The sequence below is a fragment of the Natronobacterium gregoryi SP2 genome (genome assembly GCF_000230715.2).
GTDB lineage: Archaea > Halobacteriota > Halobacteria > Halobacteriales > Natrialbaceae > Natronobacterium > Natronobacterium gregoryi.
Map to the genome: position 1 here is coordinate 1 of NC_019792.1, position 15,526 is coordinate 15,526.

The window sequence follows — 15,526 nt, forward strand, 5'->3', positions numbered from 1 at the left end:
GCGACGGTGGTGTGGGTGTCGTCACCGGTCTCGAGAGATCGTTCTCGAGCGTGGACGGTCTCGTTACGGCCTGAAAGCCGAAGAATCTCTTTTCGAGGGTTTTCGATTCGGTTTGCGAGCCGAACTCCTTTTTCTCTCCGCTCGGGACCGTTTTCGGGACTTACACCCGCGACGGAGGTGTCGGTGTCAAACTGCAGGCCGACGCCACCGCACGTCCCAGACGGATTAGAAGCGCGATGCGGGCGTTTCGGAAGTACTTTACCAGCCAACAAGATATTCGGCGTTTCAGACGATAAGACGCTATTTTTACATCCGCGATCGATCCCTATACTTTTATCTCAGTTCGGCCGGTAGCTACCAGATAGCTCAATGTCCGCGAACGACGATCGTGATCCGCTCTTTCAGTACGACGATCCGGTTTTCGCCGACGAGCGACTGCTCGAGATCACGCACCTGCCCGGTCCCGACCGGATCGTCGGGCGGGACGAGCAGATGCAACGGGTCGCGGACGCCCTGAACCCGGCTATCTTCGGGAGCGAGCCCAACCACCTGTTCATCTTCGGCAAGACCGGAACCGGCAAGTCGTTGATTTCTCGGTCGGTCACGCAGCGGGTGATCTCCGAGGCCGAGCACGACGGCGTGACGGTGAAGTACGCCTTCATCGACTGTGGAGAGCAGAACACGGAGGCATCGATCATCAAGACGATCGCTCAGTTAGTCAACGAACCAGACGAAAGCGGCGTTACCGTCCCTGACCGCGGTCTGGGGACTGGCGACTACTACAAACGACTCTGGCAAGCCGTCGACGGCTGTACCGATGTCACCATCGTCATTCTCGACGAGATCGACATGCTCGAGGACGACGAGGTCCTCAGAAAGCTCTCGCGTGCGGGCGAGAACCGGCGTATCTCGGACTCGAGCATCGGGATAATCGGTATCTCGAACAAGATCGACTTCCCCGACCACCTCTCGGAACGAGTCAAGTCGAGTCTCTCCCGAGACGAACTCGTCTTCCCACCGTACGACGCGAATCAACTGGTCAAAATACTCGAGAAACGCCGCGACGCCTTTCACGATGGGGTCCTTTCGGACGACGTGATTCCGCTCACGGCGGCACTTGCGGCACAGGAACACGGCGACGCTCGCAAGGCGATCGATATCCTCCGGAACGCAGGGCGGATCGCAAAGAAGCAAAACGACGACGAAGTCACCGCAGATCACGTCCGGGACGCAAAGGAAAAGACCGAAGCCGATCGGTTCAACGAGCTCATCGAAGGCTCGCCACAGCAGGCCAAGGCAATCCTCTATGCGCTGACGATCCTCACGGAAAACAGCACCCAAAAGGAGTTCCCGACGAAAATCATCTACAACCAGTACAAAGAAATCGCTCGGCAACTCGACTTCGACGTCCTCTCTGAGCGCCGAGTTCAGGAGATTCTCCAGGAACAAAACTTCCTCAACGTGATCCAGTCCGAACGCGAAGGACGGGGACGCGGTCGCGGTGCCCACGCCAAACATCGACTACTCGAGAACCCCGCTATCGTCAAGAAGGTGCTCCTGCGAGACGCCCGGTTGGCGGTGCTCGAGGAGGGCGACTCGGAGTAGCGGTGTTTTGCGACCGTCGACGTCAGCCCGTGTACGAGCTCGTCCCGATTACTTTCTGGAACTCCCCGTGACCGACCGAGTCTGCTTCGTCGAAGTCGGTGACGTCGACGCGCACTCGCTTTTCGACGTGTTCTGGGTCGACGCCTGTGATGTACAGTCGGGTGTCTCCAATATTAGCGACGCCGACGCCGTTTCCATCGTACTCGTTGACGAAGACGTTGATCTCGCTGCCGGGTTCGAGCGACGGAGTCGTCGAGCGGAACGTCCAGCCTTTGAAGTAGCTCGATAGCATGCTCATATTCGTGCAACCTCGTCGGATTCGCGGTCGATAACGTACTCTCGGCCGAAGCCAGTGATCGCTGCCACGACGAAGACAGCGACCAACAGCCACCCCTGAAAGACGTAGGGGACGACCTCTATCGGATTGACGATCATTCCCGTTTCGAACCAGTCGTACTCGTCGGGCAGACCCTGCATCGCCTCGAAGCCGACGAGGACACCGCCGGACCACGGGAAGATGTATCCCAGCGCTGCCGTGTTGGCGTCGAGGATGTTCGCCCGTCGGTAGCCGTTGATGTTGAACTGTTCGCCGAGCTTCGAAATGTACGGACCGATTGCGATCTCGGCTGCCGTGTTGATCGTGATGATCGCGTTGATAAACGCCGAGGAACCGACCATCGTCAACTCGGCGTTACGAACGTTCGTCGCCAGCCGCTCGAAGGTAAACGTGAGGAGAGCCTCGAACGCGCCGCCACGGATCATGATCTGTGCACCGGCGATGATGAAGAGGATCAAGATCGCCAGTTCGAAGAACCCAGTGATACCTTCGATCAGGCTACCGCCGACACCGACGGTGTCAGCACCCGGCTCGAGCACCTCGAGGAACGGCAAGAATCCGAGCGCTTCTACCAGTGGGCCATCGGCGGGTGCCCGAAAGACGACGATATCGCGGATCGCCGCGAGTCCGAACACGAGGTTGAACGCGACGGCCGCGACGATACCCCAGGAGATCGCTTCGACGATGTGACGCCCTTTCACGGCTGCGCCGATGACGATTCCCATCGAGAGCAAGTGGATCAGGCCGGCGGGATCGGCAGCCTCGAGGAAGATTTCTCGAGCGTCGCCTTCGATCCCGAGGCCGGGCATCGTGCTGCTTGCGACGATGTAGGCGGGAAACGCGATCAGAGCGGCGATGATCGCGTATTTGAATCGCGTCGCGACGACGCCACCGATGTCGGAGTCCTGCGTAACTGCGCTCACGATCGTCGTGTCGCTAACGGGAGCGAGGTTGTCGCCAAAGATTGCCCCGGAGAGGATCGCAGCAAACAGCAAGACTGGATTCGCCCCGAGCAAGACGCCTGCTGGGAAAAAGAGGACCACGAACGCGATGACGGTCCCGTAGCCGGTGCCGATTCCCGTCGCGAGCAGCGCCGCGAGAACGAACGAAATCGCCGGAAACATCGTGGAGCCGACACCGGCGAGGTCGGCGAGCCAGACCAGGCCGTCGACGAAGCCGCCAGCCTGCATCGTCTCTGCGAACATCCCCGCCCACATCCAGGCGACGACCGCGGTTACGGCGACCGGCTGGGACATTCCCTCGAAGATCGTGTTGGCGTAGCCAGTCCACGATCCTTTCACGAAGAACATGCCGACGATCAGACCGATCAGCATCCCGATCGTCAGTCCGGCCGTATCGGCGATACGCCACAGTGCCGTCTGGAGAATCGCCCAGATAATAAAGAACGCGAGTGGAAACGCACTCATTCCTCGACCGCCGTAGAACTCGAGGTCGAGACTGCCGCTGTCGTCGCCGGACTCGACGCTGAACTCGTCGGTCGGATCGGTGTCGTTTGTACCCATAACTTCTCTCCAGCTATTTGCTTACCGATCGTCCGTCAATTATTGGCCTCGGTACTAGTATCTTCGTCGTGTAGAGTACCTGAACTGATACGGTTTGCTGTCCGTCAGTTCCGGCGCGACCGCGAACTCTCCTGCGGTCGCGCCGGTACATCGTACAGCAGTTCGTCTGAAAGGCAGTGGTGTCGAGTGGAGACCGTTTCGAGCATTGTTGGTCGACAGTCGTCTATCGACTCGATCGATCGGTGAATCGCCTCGGGGTCAAGCCCCGGGGCCTTCTTCTAGATCGCTTGTAAGCGCCACCGTAAAGCGGTTCGTCCGCTTCGCCGCAACCGCGGTGCATTTTACTCTCCTCTCCCCACTCCGGATATGAACACCGTCGACGCGGCAGGACTAGATATCGGGGACGGCCACCCACCCCGTATCATGGGCGTGTTGAACGTCAGCGAGGAGTCTCCCTATGATCCGAGTGTGTACGACGATCCCGGCGAGGCAGCCCAGTACGTCGACGAACAGCTCATCGACCAGGGAGCGGATATCGTCGATATCGGCCTCGAGTCGGCGAACAAGCGATTCGAAGTCCTTTCGGCCGAAGCGGAACTCGAGCGACTCCACGTCGCGCTCGAGACGATCGAGAGCGTCTCCGGCGACGCCGTTTTCTCGATCGAGACTCGCTACGCTTCCGTCGCCGACGAGGCGATTTCGAAGGGGTTCGACGTGGTCAACGACATCTGCGGGTTTGCAGATCCGAAGATGTCGACCGTCTGTGAGGAGTACGACGTCGCCGTTGCGAAGATGGCGAGTCCGCCGGACTTACAGCGACCCGGTGCGGTCGAGGAAACCGACTGGGAACGACGCAAGTCGCCCGACTGGGCTGCCCAGGCCGACTACGTCGATCAGGTCTACGAGGCGCTCAAACAGAACGGCCTCACCGACAAGACGATCGTCGACCCTGCCTTCGGCGGCTGGAGTGAGGCACAGACCGTAGCGGACGACCGCGAGACGTTTCGACGGCTCCGGGAGTTTCGTGCGCTCGGCCAGCCGATCCTGGTCTCGATCAATCGGAAGAACTTCCTCGGTGATGTCGCTGACCGCGATACAGCGGACCGGCTCCCGGTCAGCCTGGCGGCCACGTCGATGGCCGTCGAACGCGGCGCGGACGTCGTCCGGACTCACGATGTCGCCGAGACGCGCGACGCCGCCCTGATCGGTGAGTCATTCTCGGAGCGAACGAGCGTCACGGTCGACGGCGTGACGATTTCCCGGCTGGATGTCGCCACTACTCGCGAACTCCAGCGTCACCTCGAAGAACGCGATATCGACCCCAAGTCGATCGATCGGTGGCGATCCGAACTGCTCGAAATCGACGGATTGCCGACAGACGAACGCCAGCGCCTGGTCGCGGCCGCCGCCGACGCGGGCGCATCGACACACCCCACCCCCAGTAATGGTGTCTTACTCGCTGGCACCCCGGCCACGTTTTCAGATCTTTCGTCCGTTTTAAAAGTCGATATCGGGGGCGAGAGCAGTCTAGACGAAGAAATAGAGAATATACTACAGTAAGAGAAAGCTTATGCCGGAGGCTTCGAAACAGGGGAGTGGACGCCGGGCGGCCTCCCGGGTAGGGGTACTTCGGAGGCGACCCCCGGCCCACAACACAGAATTATTGGGATGTTACTCGCCCAGTGGCGACGCTCGTCCGGCTGGTACTGCCGAACACCGACGAACCGCCAGTCTCGAGTAGTTTCGCTGTGAACTACGCCTGATGGAGTTCGACGACTGGGAGCCGGTCTACGAGGCGGTTCTCGCTGACTTCGGCTACGATCGTGCTGGGGACGAACGAGCACGAGACGTGCTCGCGTCGCTGACTGGTTCGTTCGGTCTCGAGACGTTATCGTCGGTCGCGGACGGCACCGTCGTCGTCGCTGGCGCTGGCCCCTCGCTCGAGGACGAAACTGACCTCGAGCGCGCACGTGGGGCCGACGCCGTGTTCGCGGCATCGACGGCAGCCGACGTTCTCGGAGAGAACGACGTTACCGTCGACTGTATGGTCACCGATCTCGACAAGAACCCAGGAACGGTCCGTCGACTCACGGCCCGTCGCGTCCCGGTCGCGGTCCACGCTCACGGCGACAACGTCGACGCAATCCGATCGGTCGTCCCCGACTGTACCGACGAGTACGTCCTCCCGACCACGCAGGCAGCCCCGGTCGAACACGTCAGGAATTTCGGTGGGTTCACCGACGGCGACCGGGCGGCTTTCCTCGCCGATCATCTCGGCGCGTCCGAACTCGAGTTCGTCGGCTGGGAGTTCGACGATCCTGCCGTTTCTCCGGCAAAAGCGCACAAACTCGAGTGGGCAGAGCGATTGCTCTACTGGCTCGAGGTGCGACGGGACGAACGGTTCGACGTGTTGGACGGACGACGCGACGGTATCGAGACGCGCTCGCTCCCGCTTTCCGAGGAGTAGCGGCTACCGAATCCGGTACTCGACGATGTCGGCACAGCCACAGGACGGACAGTCGACGTCGTGGGCCTCGATCGACTTCCCACAGCGTCGACACTCCTCGATGGTCGTCACGTCGTCGCCCCGGAAGAGGACTCGCTTGACGGCGTCTCGCATCGTCGACGTCGCGTCACGTTTCGATCGGTTCTGGCTGTTCATGGAGTAACCGAATTGCATATCACAGTTCGTTATACTCTCGTTACCCGGACAGTCAGGAATCCGTTATTGTCGTCGGTCCGAATCAGACGGTCCACTGTACGTCGTTTCCGGTACAACCGTTTTGGGCCCCAGCGACACCAGTAAACCGATACCAATCCGCCTCATACGAACTGCTGTACTGATGTACCGGCGCGACTGCGAGTCCTCCTGCGGTCTCACCGGAACTGACGTACTGCAAACCGTATCAGTTGTCGGGTGCAAGCGCGTCGATCGTCGACTCGATCTCCTCGGTGGTGGCCCCACGTGGGAATCCGACGGCGATGTCGTCGACGCCGTCGATCTCCGCGAACTTCTGGAGTTCTTCGCGGGCGCGTTCTGGCGTTCCGGCCGCGCCCGTCGCGTCGAGCAACTCGTCGGAGATGCAGTCAAGCGCTTCCTCGCGGTCGCCGCTGGCCCACGCTGCGGCGATCTCGTGGGCTTCTTCTTCGTATCCCTGTCGAGACAGCGACTCGCGGTAGTAGGTCCCCATCGCGCCGACGTAGAAGGCCATGTGCTCGCGGGCCAGTTCTCGTGCCCGTTCGCCGTCCTCGAGTGCACACGCCGTCACCGAGAACGTGACGCGGACGTCGTCGGGGTCACGGTCGCCGAGTTCCATCCCTCGTCGGAGGTCCTCGAGTCGCTCCTCGAGACCATCGGGTGTGAAGATGATCGCGTGCCAGCCGTCGGCGAAGCGGCCGGCGAGTTCGACGGATTTCGGGCCCATCCCTGCGGCGTCGACCGGAACGGGCTCTTCTGGTGGGTCACACCGAAGCCGGAAGCCCGACAGCGAGAAGATGTCGCCGTCGTAGTTGACGGTCTCGCCGGACAGCACTTCTCGGATGATGTCGACGTACTCGCGGGTCCGCCGCAGCGGTCTGTCGAAGTCGGCTCCGTGCCAGCCCTCGATGACGGCCGGACCGCTCGGTGCGATTCCCATTCGGAATCGGCCGTCCGAGACTTCCTGGAGCGTCGCTGCAGTCTGACCCAGCAGCGCCGGCGACCTGGAGTAGACGTTGACGATGCTCGGCCCGAGGCCGATCGTCTCGGTCTCGCGTGCGATGTTCGTAAGCACCGTCGGCGCGTCCCGCCCCCACGTCTCTGGGAGCCAGGCGTACTCGTACCCGTGTTCTTCCCCGCGTTTGGCGAGATCGACGATCGAATCGACGCTTGGCTGTGCTGCGACCGGAAGGTGGAGACTTCTATCGGTCATCTGCCTGGAATGACACAGTCAACTCTATTAAAGTTCCCCCGCGAAAAACGGGTCTCGTCGAAACGCGAACTGGCGAACGATTCGACCGGTGACGTTCAGAACAGGGCGTCTATCTCGCCACCAGTATCCAGCAACGACGCGAACTCGTCTTGGGAGTTCGCCTGGACCGTCTCGGCGGTCTCCTGGGCCTCGATCGCGACCTCCTGGAGTTGGTCGACGCGTGGCACGTCGGTCACGCCCGACAGAAGCACGATCGCACCGACCTCGTCGCGGTCCGATAGCGGGTAGTCGCCGCCACGGATCTCCATGCTCCCGGTCTCGTCCTCGAGCCACTGGCGACCGCGCTCGACCCCTTTACGGTTCAGGTGTTCCGCGGGACCGGTCGCGACCACCAGACCGCGATCCGCACTCGAGACGTCACAGGGAAGCGTCAGCCGGCCCAGCGTCGCCTTGCGGACGAGACTGGTCATCCGGTTGGTCGCCTCCCCCTCGTCGAACCCCTCTTCGTCGCGGAACGACGAGAGGAGACCGCCGCTTTCGTCGACCGTCTCGCGTGCGTAGCCGATCGTCGAGACACCGTCCTTTAGGGTGTTGATTATCTCCGAGGAGTCGACGACGCTCTCGGCGACGTCGTCGTCTTCGTCGACCTCGCCGGCGGCAAAGAGGAGGCCGAACCGCTCGACGATCTCGCGGTTGATCCGATCGTAGCCGTCCTCGACTGATTCGCCGGCACTGCGCCAGACGTCGTTGTCAAACACCAGCAGGTTGTCGACCTCGTGAACGAACGTCTGGAACGAACGCGCGGCGTTGAGAGTGTAAATGCCGCCTTCGTCCGTTCCCGGGAGGATACCGAGCCCGTAGACCGGTTCTGTGTAGATCCGTTTGAGGTGTTTCGCGAGGACCGGTGCACCGCCGCTGCCGGTGCCACCGCCCATGCCAGCGACGATGAGGAACGCGTCGATCTCGTGGACCGGAATCCGGTCGATCGCGCCCTGGATCTCGTCGATGTCCTCTTCGGTCACCGTCGCGCCGAGCTCGTTGTCGGCACCGACGCCGTGGCCCTTGACGCGTGCCTGTCCGATGAGAACGCGATTCCGCTGTGGGACGTTCTCGAGTCCGTGGAGGTCCGTCGTCGCGGAGTTGACGGCGATAGCCGTCTCGACGAATCCACCGTCGATCGCTGCGTCGTACGCCAGGAACTCGTCGACGACCTTCCCGCCTGCCTGTCCAAAGCCGATGAGTGCGAGTTTCATGATTGTCTCTCGTGGTCGCTCGCCACCGAACGCGATCGACCCGACCGGCCGTGATCTCGGACCCGGAGAGCAGTCGAGGCTCGCGTCCGGAAGTCGTGAGCGGATGCCACGTCTCGAGCGTCGTCGGTACCGGGCATTGTTATGGCCCTCGTATAATTGAAGCAAAGAGAGTCAGCTCTCAGTGACGTTCTTTCGTTCAGTATAGTCACCGCTTACCGACAGTCGTGATGCCGGACAGTCTCGACGCATCCGATCTCGAGCAGTGGACCGACCGATCGCTCCGACCGGCGATGTGAAGTTGTCCCGTCGAGAGTAAGTCCTATACTGTGGGATGGCATATCTCCATCGACATGGAAGACGTCGCACCGGCGACGACGCGTCGAGGACTACTTGCGAGCGTGGGAGCCGTCGGTGCGAGTTCCCTTGCCGGCTGTTCGGAGCGACTCTGGTGGCGAGCGGAGAACGTCGGCCCCGACCAGATCGAACTCACGATAAAGACGGTGCCGACGGACGACGACATCGCCGCCGCAACCATCATGAGTCGGCTCCGCGAGAATTTCCGGGACGCTGGCATCGCCGTCACTCACGAACCCGTCCCCGAACCGGGCATCTACCGCGACGTCTTGCTGGAGGGAGACTACGACGTGTTCGTCCTCCGGCATCCAGGACTAGACGGCTACGATGCTCTCCGTGGGCTGTTGCACTCTGACTTCGTCAACGAGTCCGGCTGGCAGAACCCGTTTCACTTCTCGAATTTGACCGTCGACGACCTTCTCGAGGAACAGCGGCGGACGACCGGTCACGACCGACGAGAACCTATTGTGGAACTACTCGAGTTTCTCTGCCAAACAGTCCCGTACACGACCGTTGCCTTTCCCACTAGAATCGGTGGTCGACACGAACGGATCGATGTCGAGCGGCCACCATTCCGTGCGCTCGATTACCTCGATCTCGTGACCCGCGAGTCCGCGGATGACAGCAGGAACGGGCCGCTCGAGGTCGGCGTCTTCGGTGGGGACCTTGCGGACCGACTCAATCCGCTCGCTGTCGGTCACAGCGGTATCGACGGCTTGATCGGATTGCTGTACGACCCGCTTGTCCGTCGAGGGACCCGGGACACACTCGAGAGCGGAAACGAATACGGAACTGCAGAGATCCCGTGGCTGGCCGAGCAGATCGAGTGGAACGACTCCGCCGACCAGCTCCGGGCCGACATCTCGCTCCGCGAGGGACTTGAGTGGCACGACGGCGTCGACCTCGACGCGAACGACGTCGTCTTTACGTTCCGGTTGCTTCGAGACACGTCGAGGGGAGAGATCGAGGACGGCCTGCCCGCGCCGCGATACCGAAGCCGCCAGACCGTCGCCGAGACTGTCGATGCAGTCGACTCCCGAACCGTTCGGTTCTCGTTCGGGGAGACGGCTCGGGAAGTGGCACGACGAGCCCTCTCGCTGCCCATCCTGCCGGAACACGTTTGGGGACCGCGTACCGACGTCGTTGCCAACTATCGAACCGAGGCCCTGGCGACCGACAACGAGGACCCCGTCGGCTCCGGACTCTTCCAACTCGAGTCGGTGGCGATGGACGAGGTCGTCCTCGAACCGTTCTCCGATCACGTCTTCCGGGAGGAAACGACCGACCGACCCGACGTCATCGAGGCAGCCTCCCAACTCCCAGAGATCCGGTTCCAGCTCGCTCCCAACGCGGGTTCGATGATCGAGTCACTGCTCGAGGGTGATATCGACGTCACCGGAGACGGTATCCCGCCCGGTAACGCGAGTTCGGTAACCGGTCACGAGGACGTGTCGGCGATCACTGCGTCGACGAACTCGTTTTATATGATCGGCTACAATCATCACCACTCCGAACTCGGGAACCCGCGGTTTCGCCTGCTGCTTTCTCAACTGATAGACCGAAGTCACGTCGTCTCCGAGGTGTTCGACGGGTTCGCCGAGCCAGCAATCTCGCCGGGCTCGTTGCTCGGCATTGCCGACGGCGAATTCGCGGCCGACGCCGAGATGCCGGTGCTCGAGTTCCCTGGCTCCAACGGCGAAATCGACGACGAACTCGTTCGCTCTCTGTTCCAGGACGCCGGCTACCGGTACGAGGATGGGGCGCTACTCGGCTGAGCCGCCGGCTCTCGAGCATTTGCCACCCGCCCCGCGCTTGCGGCAACTCCCTCGCACGGTCGAGGGTCGGACAACCAATTGCTATAATGCTCGTTAGTTCGTAGGCCCAACGACAGGAAATGGCCCTCGTCACGGTCGCCCTCGAGCTCGTACTCGTGGTCACGACGATGCTCGTGACCGCGTCACTCGTCGTCGTCGGTCCGCGACGGATAGCCACGGCGCTGTCGGAGTTCAGATGGCGGCTCGAGGTATGCCTGCTTCCGCTTGCAGCTCTCGCCGCCGTCCTGTTCGTCCGGTGGGCGACCGTCGACGTCACCGTTCGTCTCGAGCAACGGGTCATCGGTTACAACCTCACCCCGCACCTGTTCGAAATAGAGCGGATCGTATTCCCGGAAAACCCCGTTGCCGTTCTGCAGTCGTTCCAGTCGCCAGAACTGACCTCGTTTTTCGTGTTCGTCTACATCTACGGCTACGCGTTTCTGCTCTTGTTTCCCTTCGTCGCGTACTTCTCGCTGGACCGGATGGAGGAGCTATCGACGCTGCTGCTCTCGTATACGGCCAACTACGGGATTGGACTGGGCTGTTATATCCTCTTTATGGCGTTCGGTCCTAGCAACCTCGCTCCGGATTTCTTCGAGCGGCTACTGTACGATGCGTTCCCACAGGCAGCGTTTCTCACGTACCAGGTGAACCAGCCGACGAACGTCTTTCCCTCACTGCACACGTCGCTGTCGGTGACCGTCTTCCTCCTCGCCTGGCTCACCCGCGACGAGTATCCGGTGTGGGTTCCAATCGCCGGCGTCCTCGCGGGTAGCGTCCTACTCTCGACGATGTATCTGGGAATTCATTGGTTCTCCGACGTCGTCGCCGGTACCGTACTCGCAGTCGTCAGCGTCTACATCGGTCGCAACTACACCGTCGCTGGAATCCTCCACGGAGTCCGAGACTACGTCGATGCCCGGCTCAGCCGCGACGGCCAGCCGGACAGCAAGTGACAGCGCTGAGAGACGTACCGATAACCGGGTATTTTCGACCCTCGAGCCAACAGTTTACGTATGCTCCTTCATTGGCATCGCCGAGACCTGCGAACGCGGGACAACCGCAGCCTCGCACGTGCCGCGTCGACCGACGAACCTGTCGTTTCCCTATTTGTCTTCGATCCGGGCGTCCTCGAGCACGCATCACCCATCCGGGTCGCGTGTCTGCTCGAGGCACTGGACGGGCTCCGGTCGTGGTATCGTGACCACGGAAGCGACCTACTGGTCGCACGGGGGGACCCGAGCGACAGTCTGCCTCGCATCGCCGCCGAGTACGACGTCGACACCGTCACTTGGAACGAGAATTACAGTGGACTCGCGCGGGAACGCGATCGGGCAGTTACCGCAGCACTCGAGGATGCAAGCGTCAGCCCGGAGACGACACACGATGCGATCCTCCACGAGCCCGGATCGATCACGCCAAACCAGGGCGAGCACTACTCCGTGTTCTCGTACTTCTGGAAGAAGTGGCGCGATCGAGAGAAAGAGACGCCGTTCGAGGCCCCGGGTGGGGATGATCTGGCCGCCGTCACCGGCGATGCGCTCCCGTCGCTTTCCGATCTGGGGTTCGACGAACCCGAAGCGACGCCGCCGACGGTCACCCAGCAGGCGGCACGCGAGCGCGTCGCGTCGTTCTGTTCGGGACCGATCTATCGCTACGACGAGAGGCGGGACTACCCCGCAGCAGGTGCGACGTCGCGGCTCTCGGTTCACTACAAGTGGGGGACGATCGGCCCACGAGAGGTGTATGCGGCGACCGAACGTGCAGCCGAGCGCGCCGAGACTGACGACGACCGCGACGGCGTGACCGCCTTCCAGCGGCAACTCGCGTTCCGGGAATTCTACGCTCACGTACTGTCGTTCAATCCGGAGATCGTTACCGAAAACTTCAGTGGGTACGATCACGAGATCGAGTGGCGAAACGATCCCGACGAGTTCGACGCCTGGAAAAACGGCGAGACGGGGTACCCGATCGTCGACGCCGGAATGCGCCAGCTCCGAGCGGAAGGCTGGGTTCACAACCGCGTCCGGATGATCGTCGCTGCGTTCCTGACGAAAGACCTGCTAATCGACTGGCGAAAGGGCTACGACTGGTACCGCCGACAACTCGCCGATCACGACACGGCAAACGACGTCGGCGGCTGGCAATGGGCTGCCTCGACGGGCATGGACGCCCAGCCCTACTTCCGAGTGTTCAACCCCACGAAACAGTGCCGAGAGTACGACCCAGACGGAGAGTATGTCCGCCGCTACGTGCCCGAACTCGAAGACGCGAGTACCGACGAGATACACGACTGGCCGACGCTTACAGACGAGCAGCGAGCGGCGGCTGCGGCCGACTATCCGGCCCCGATTGTCGACCACGGCCGGCGCAGAGAGCTGGCGATCGAGACGTTCGAGCGCGCACGCGGCGACGAGAACTGACCGCTGCGTGCCACTTAACGCCGGCGTACCCGCAGATTTATCCTACTATGCTGATAGGATACGTACATGGAATCGCTCAATACTCGCATTCGCTATCTCTGGATCGCCCAGTGGGTGATCCTCGCGGCCGTCTTCGGGATCGCCCTCGCGGCTGTCGATCAGTGGATCGTTCCGGTTCCGACGGCGGTGCTCGGGGGGGTAGTCGCGTTTGCGGTTCTCCTAGGGGCCGCCTACGCGATTCGGCTCTATCAGGTCTGGCAGTTCGAACTCCAGTCCGACGCCCTCTATCTCGAACGGGGGGTCATCACGTTCGTCGAGACTGCCGTCCCGTTCGTCCGCGTCCAGCACGTCGACACGCAGTTCGGCCCGATCGAACGGGCACTCGGCCTCTCGAGCGTCGTCGTCTATACGGCCGGATCACGAAACGCGGATGTCAGGATTCCGGGACTGACTCCCGACAGAGCACGCGAGCTTCAAGATACGCTACGCGATCTCGCTGTCGAGAGCGAGACCGAAGACGCAGTCTAGTATGAACCGGCTCCACCCACTCAGTGCAGTCACGTACGCCGTTCAGTACGGATTTCTCTGGCTCTGGCTACCGGTCTTTCTCGTCCTCGTCCTCTCCGGTGTCTTCGACCCGGTGAGTCCGGCATGGTTCCCCGTCGCCGCACCGATCGGTTTCCTCTTTGGCACGCTCTACGGCGTCGTCTACTACTACCGGTTTGGCTACGCAGTCACTACCGACACCGTCGACGTCTCCTCCGGCGTCGTCGCACGGCGCTCTCGAGAGATTCCGTACGGTCGGATCCAGAACGTCGACATCCGACAGAGCGTCTTCCAGCGACTCCTGGAACTTGCGACCGTCTCGATCGAAACGGCAGGTGGCGGCACCACCGAAGCGACTCTGTACTTCGTCAGCGAAGAAGAAGCGAATCGACTCCAGCGAGAGATTCGCCGTCGCACAGCCGAGGCGAAGGGCCGACGACGAGAGCGCACACGCCAGCGACGGCAGTCTGCCGATTCCGCGACAGCGTCCGACGAACCGACCGAAGATGCTGCAGTCGACGCTGACGCCGAACGTGCCGGTGACGACGCCCCCTCCCCGTCAGTGGACGACGAAACCGGCGAACGAGAACCACCGGCGGACCCGGAGCAGACCTTCGAACCAGACTCGCCGACCTATTCCCGGAAACAGCGCCTGTTCGACCTCGCGCCACGGGAACTGCTCCTGTACTCGTTTACGTCCTTCCGTCCGGCGGCCGTCGCTGCAGTCCTATTCGTCTTTTTCCTCGCAACGGAGTCGATTCTCGAGTTCTTCGTCGCCGCCTCCCAGCCGTTTGGCGGACCAGCCGATCTCGACACCGGAAACACGGGTAGTTACGGGATCTTGACTATCGTCTCGGCGATCATCAGTGTTCTCGTCACCTATCTACTCAGCGTCGCCTACACGTTCGCAACCTACTACGACTTCCAGCTCGGTCGGGTCGGCGACGACTTCGTCTATGAACGAGGACTTCTCCAGCGATACAGCGGGTCTATTCCGGCCGAGAAAGTCCAGTCGGTGACGGTGACCGACAATCCCGTCCAGCGGCTGATCGAGTACGCCGGTCTCTGGGTGGAAACCGCTGGCTACGGTCCCGAGAGCAACGGCGGGAGTCAGTCAGCCGTGCCGCTGGCCCAGCAGGGCCGCGTCTACACGTTCACCGAGAACCTCACCGACGTCGAGACGCCGACGTTCCGTAGCCCGCCACCGGTCGCCCGCCGACGGTACCTGGTTCGCTACTCGCTCGTCGCAGCTGCCTTTGTCGCGGTCGCCTTCGGCGTGGCCTACACGACACCGCTCGAGAACTGGTACTTCGCCGCCGTCGTCTTCCTGGCGGTGCCGCTTGCGGCTCACCTTCGGTACGTTCACATCGCCTACTACGTCGGCGAGGACCACATCGTGATCCGAAGCGGTTTCTGGCGGCGGCGAACGACTGTCGTCCCGTACTACCGTGTCCAGACGGTCTCGGTCCGCCGGTCGATCTTCCAGCGACGACTCGGCATCGCGTCGGTCGTCGTCGATACGGCCAGTTCCCGTTCGTTCTTCTGGTCGTCGACGACGATCTACGACATCGACCTCGAGGACGCACGCGCCGTCCAACGCACGAGCCGGAAACGGCTGCAGTCCTCACTGCGGGAACGTGCGGAGGCCGACGACATCGGCATATCGGTCGATTTCACCTGATCTTTCGGCGCGTTTGAACGCGTGCAGTCCCGTCACCCGTTTCGGTGGATTTTACCCCTCTGGCCGTGAGACCCCGCGT

At 62.0% G+C, this 15,526-nt stretch carries 13 protein-coding genes; 8 read left to right on the top strand and 5 right to left on the bottom strand.

Annotation, left to right across the window (positions count from 1 at the left end; translation table 11 throughout):
- Positions 1-369: 369 nt before the first annotated feature.
- On the top strand, positions 370-1,605 hold the full coding sequence (locus tag NATGR_RS00005) for a Cdc6/Cdc18 family protein (protein WP_005579770.1): 1,236 nt from the start codon (positions 370-372) through the stop codon (positions 1,603-1,605).
- Between the two features lie 22 nt (positions 1,606-1,627).
- On the opposite strand, the gene NATGR_RS00010 is transcribed toward NATGR_RS00005, so the two are convergent.
- Positions 1,628-1,903 (bottom strand): DUF7513 family protein, encoded by a 276-nt coding sequence (locus tag NATGR_RS00010; protein ID WP_005579771.1) that lies wholly within the window; start codon positions 1,901-1,903, stop codon positions 1,628-1,630.
- A complete protein-coding gene (locus NATGR_RS00015; RefSeq protein ID WP_005579772.1) occupies positions 1,900-3,465 on the bottom strand; it encodes a Na+/H+ antiporter NhaC family protein in 1,566 nt (521 codons plus the stop codon). Before NATGR_RS00015 ends, NATGR_RS00010 begins: the two co-directional genes overlap by 4 nt.
- Before the next feature lie 366 nt (positions 3,466-3,831).
- On the opposite strand from NATGR_RS00015, the gene folP reads away from it, so the two are divergent.
- The gene (folP, locus tag NATGR_RS00020) at positions 3,832-5,025 is read left to right on the top strand and encodes a dihydropteroate synthase (RefSeq protein WP_005579773.1); all 1,194 of its coding nucleotides are present in this window, start codon (positions 3,832-3,834) and stop codon (positions 5,023-5,025) included.
- A 202-nt stretch (positions 5,026-5,227) separates the two neighbouring features.
- On the top strand, positions 5,228-5,932 hold the full coding sequence (locus NATGR_RS00025) for a 6-hydroxymethylpterin diphosphokinase MptE-like protein (protein ID WP_005579774.1): 705 nt from the start codon (positions 5,228-5,230) through the stop codon (positions 5,930-5,932).
- Between the two features lie 3 nt (positions 5,933-5,935).
- Here the strand turns inward: NATGR_RS00025 and NATGR_RS00030 are convergent, their stop codons facing one another.
- From NATGR_RS00030 to NATGR_RS00040, 3 genes are all read right to left on the bottom strand, one after another.
- The gene (locus tag NATGR_RS00030; RefSeq protein WP_231990859.1) at positions 5,936-6,085 is read right to left on the bottom strand and encodes a hypothetical protein; all 150 of its coding nucleotides are present in this window, start codon (positions 6,083-6,085) and stop codon (positions 5,936-5,938) included.
- Between the two features lie 286 nt (positions 6,086-6,371).
- Positions 6,372-7,376, bottom strand: a complete 1,005-nt coding sequence (locus tag NATGR_RS00035) for a TIGR04024 family LLM class F420-dependent oxidoreductase (RefSeq protein WP_005579776.1) — start codon at positions 7,374-7,376, stop codon at positions 6,372-6,374.
- A gap of 95 nt (positions 7,377-7,471) precedes the next feature.
- Positions 7,472-8,629: a tubulin/FtsZ family protein gene (locus tag NATGR_RS00040; RefSeq protein ID WP_015233173.1), complete on the bottom strand. Its 1,158-nt coding sequence runs from the start codon at positions 8,627-8,629 to the stop codon at positions 7,472-7,474.
- 350 nt (positions 8,630-8,979) lie between these two features.
- Here NATGR_RS00040 and NATGR_RS00045 point away from each other — a divergent pair, with 350 nt between their 5' ends.
- From NATGR_RS00045 to NATGR_RS00065, 5 genes are all read left to right on the top strand, one after another.
- Complete coding sequence (locus NATGR_RS00045) at positions 8,980-10,758, top strand: ABC transporter substrate-binding protein (RefSeq protein WP_005579783.1); 1,779 nt, start codon at positions 8,980-8,982, stop codon at positions 10,756-10,758.
- A gap of 119 nt (positions 10,759-10,877) precedes the next feature.
- Positions 10,878-11,753 carry a phosphatase PAP2 family protein gene (locus tag NATGR_RS00050; RefSeq protein WP_005579784.1) on the top strand — a complete coding sequence of 292 codons (876 nt, stop codon included), beginning with the start codon at positions 10,878-10,880 and terminating at the stop codon, positions 11,751-11,753.
- A 60-nt stretch (positions 11,754-11,813) separates the two neighbouring features.
- The gene (locus NATGR_RS00055; protein ID WP_005579785.1) at positions 11,814-13,220 is read left to right on the top strand and encodes a cryptochrome/photolyase family protein; all 1,407 of its coding nucleotides are present in this window, start codon (positions 11,814-11,816) and stop codon (positions 13,218-13,220) included.
- Positions 13,221-13,286: 66 nt separating this feature from the next.
- Complete coding sequence (locus NATGR_RS00060) at positions 13,287-13,748, top strand: PH domain-containing protein (protein ID WP_005579786.1); 462 nt, start codon at positions 13,287-13,289, stop codon at positions 13,746-13,748.
- A gap of 1 nt (position 13,749) precedes the next feature.
- The gene (locus tag NATGR_RS00065; RefSeq protein ID WP_005579787.1) at positions 13,750-15,447 is read left to right on the top strand and encodes a PH domain-containing protein; all 1,698 of its coding nucleotides are present in this window, start codon (positions 13,750-13,752) and stop codon (positions 15,445-15,447) included.
- The last annotated feature ends 79 nt before the right edge of the window (positions 15,448-15,526 follow it).

What these genes read in the sequence shown, in the direction of transcription:
- NATGR_RS00005 (WP_005579770.1), top strand. Translation starts at nt 370, where the DNA reads ATGTCCGCGAACGACGATCGTGATCCGCTCTTTCAGTACGACGATCCG.
- NATGR_RS00010 (WP_005579771.1), bottom strand. Translation starts at nt 1,903, where the DNA reads ATGAGCATGCTATCGAGCTACTTCAAAGGCTGGACGTTCCGCTCGACG.
- NATGR_RS00015 (WP_005579772.1), bottom strand. Translation starts at nt 3,465, where the DNA reads ATGGGTACAAACGACACCGATCCGACCGACGAGTTCAGCGTCGAGTCC.
- folP (WP_005579773.1), top strand. Translation starts at nt 3,832, where the DNA reads ATGAACACCGTCGACGCGGCAGGACTAGATATCGGGGACGGCCACCCA.
- NATGR_RS00025 (WP_005579774.1), top strand. Translation starts at nt 5,228, where the DNA reads ATGGAGTTCGACGACTGGGAGCCGGTCTACGAGGCGGTTCTCGCTGAC.
- NATGR_RS00030 (WP_231990859.1), bottom strand. Translation starts at nt 6,085, where the DNA reads ATGCGAGACGCCGTCAAGCGAGTCCTCTTCCGGGGCGACGACGTGACG.
- NATGR_RS00035 (WP_005579776.1), bottom strand. Translation starts at nt 7,376, where the DNA reads ATGACCGATAGAAGTCTCCACCTTCCGGTCGCAGCACAGCCAAGCGTC.
- NATGR_RS00040 (WP_015233173.1), bottom strand. Translation starts at nt 8,629, where the DNA reads ATGAAACTCGCACTCATCGGCTTTGGACAGGCAGGCGGGAAGGTCGTC.
- NATGR_RS00045 (WP_005579783.1), top strand. Translation starts at nt 8,980, where the DNA reads ATGGAAGACGTCGCACCGGCGACGACGCGTCGAGGACTACTTGCGAGC.
- NATGR_RS00050 (WP_005579784.1), top strand. Translation starts at nt 10,878, where the DNA reads ATGGCCCTCGTCACGGTCGCCCTCGAGCTCGTACTCGTGGTCACGACG.
- NATGR_RS00055 (WP_005579785.1), top strand. Translation starts at nt 11,814, where the DNA reads ATGCTCCTTCATTGGCATCGCCGAGACCTGCGAACGCGGGACAACCGC.
- NATGR_RS00060 (WP_005579786.1), top strand. Translation starts at nt 13,287, where the DNA reads ATGGAATCGCTCAATACTCGCATTCGCTATCTCTGGATCGCCCAGTGG.
- NATGR_RS00065 (WP_005579787.1), top strand. Translation starts at nt 13,750, where the DNA reads ATGAACCGGCTCCACCCACTCAGTGCAGTCACGTACGCCGTTCAGTAC.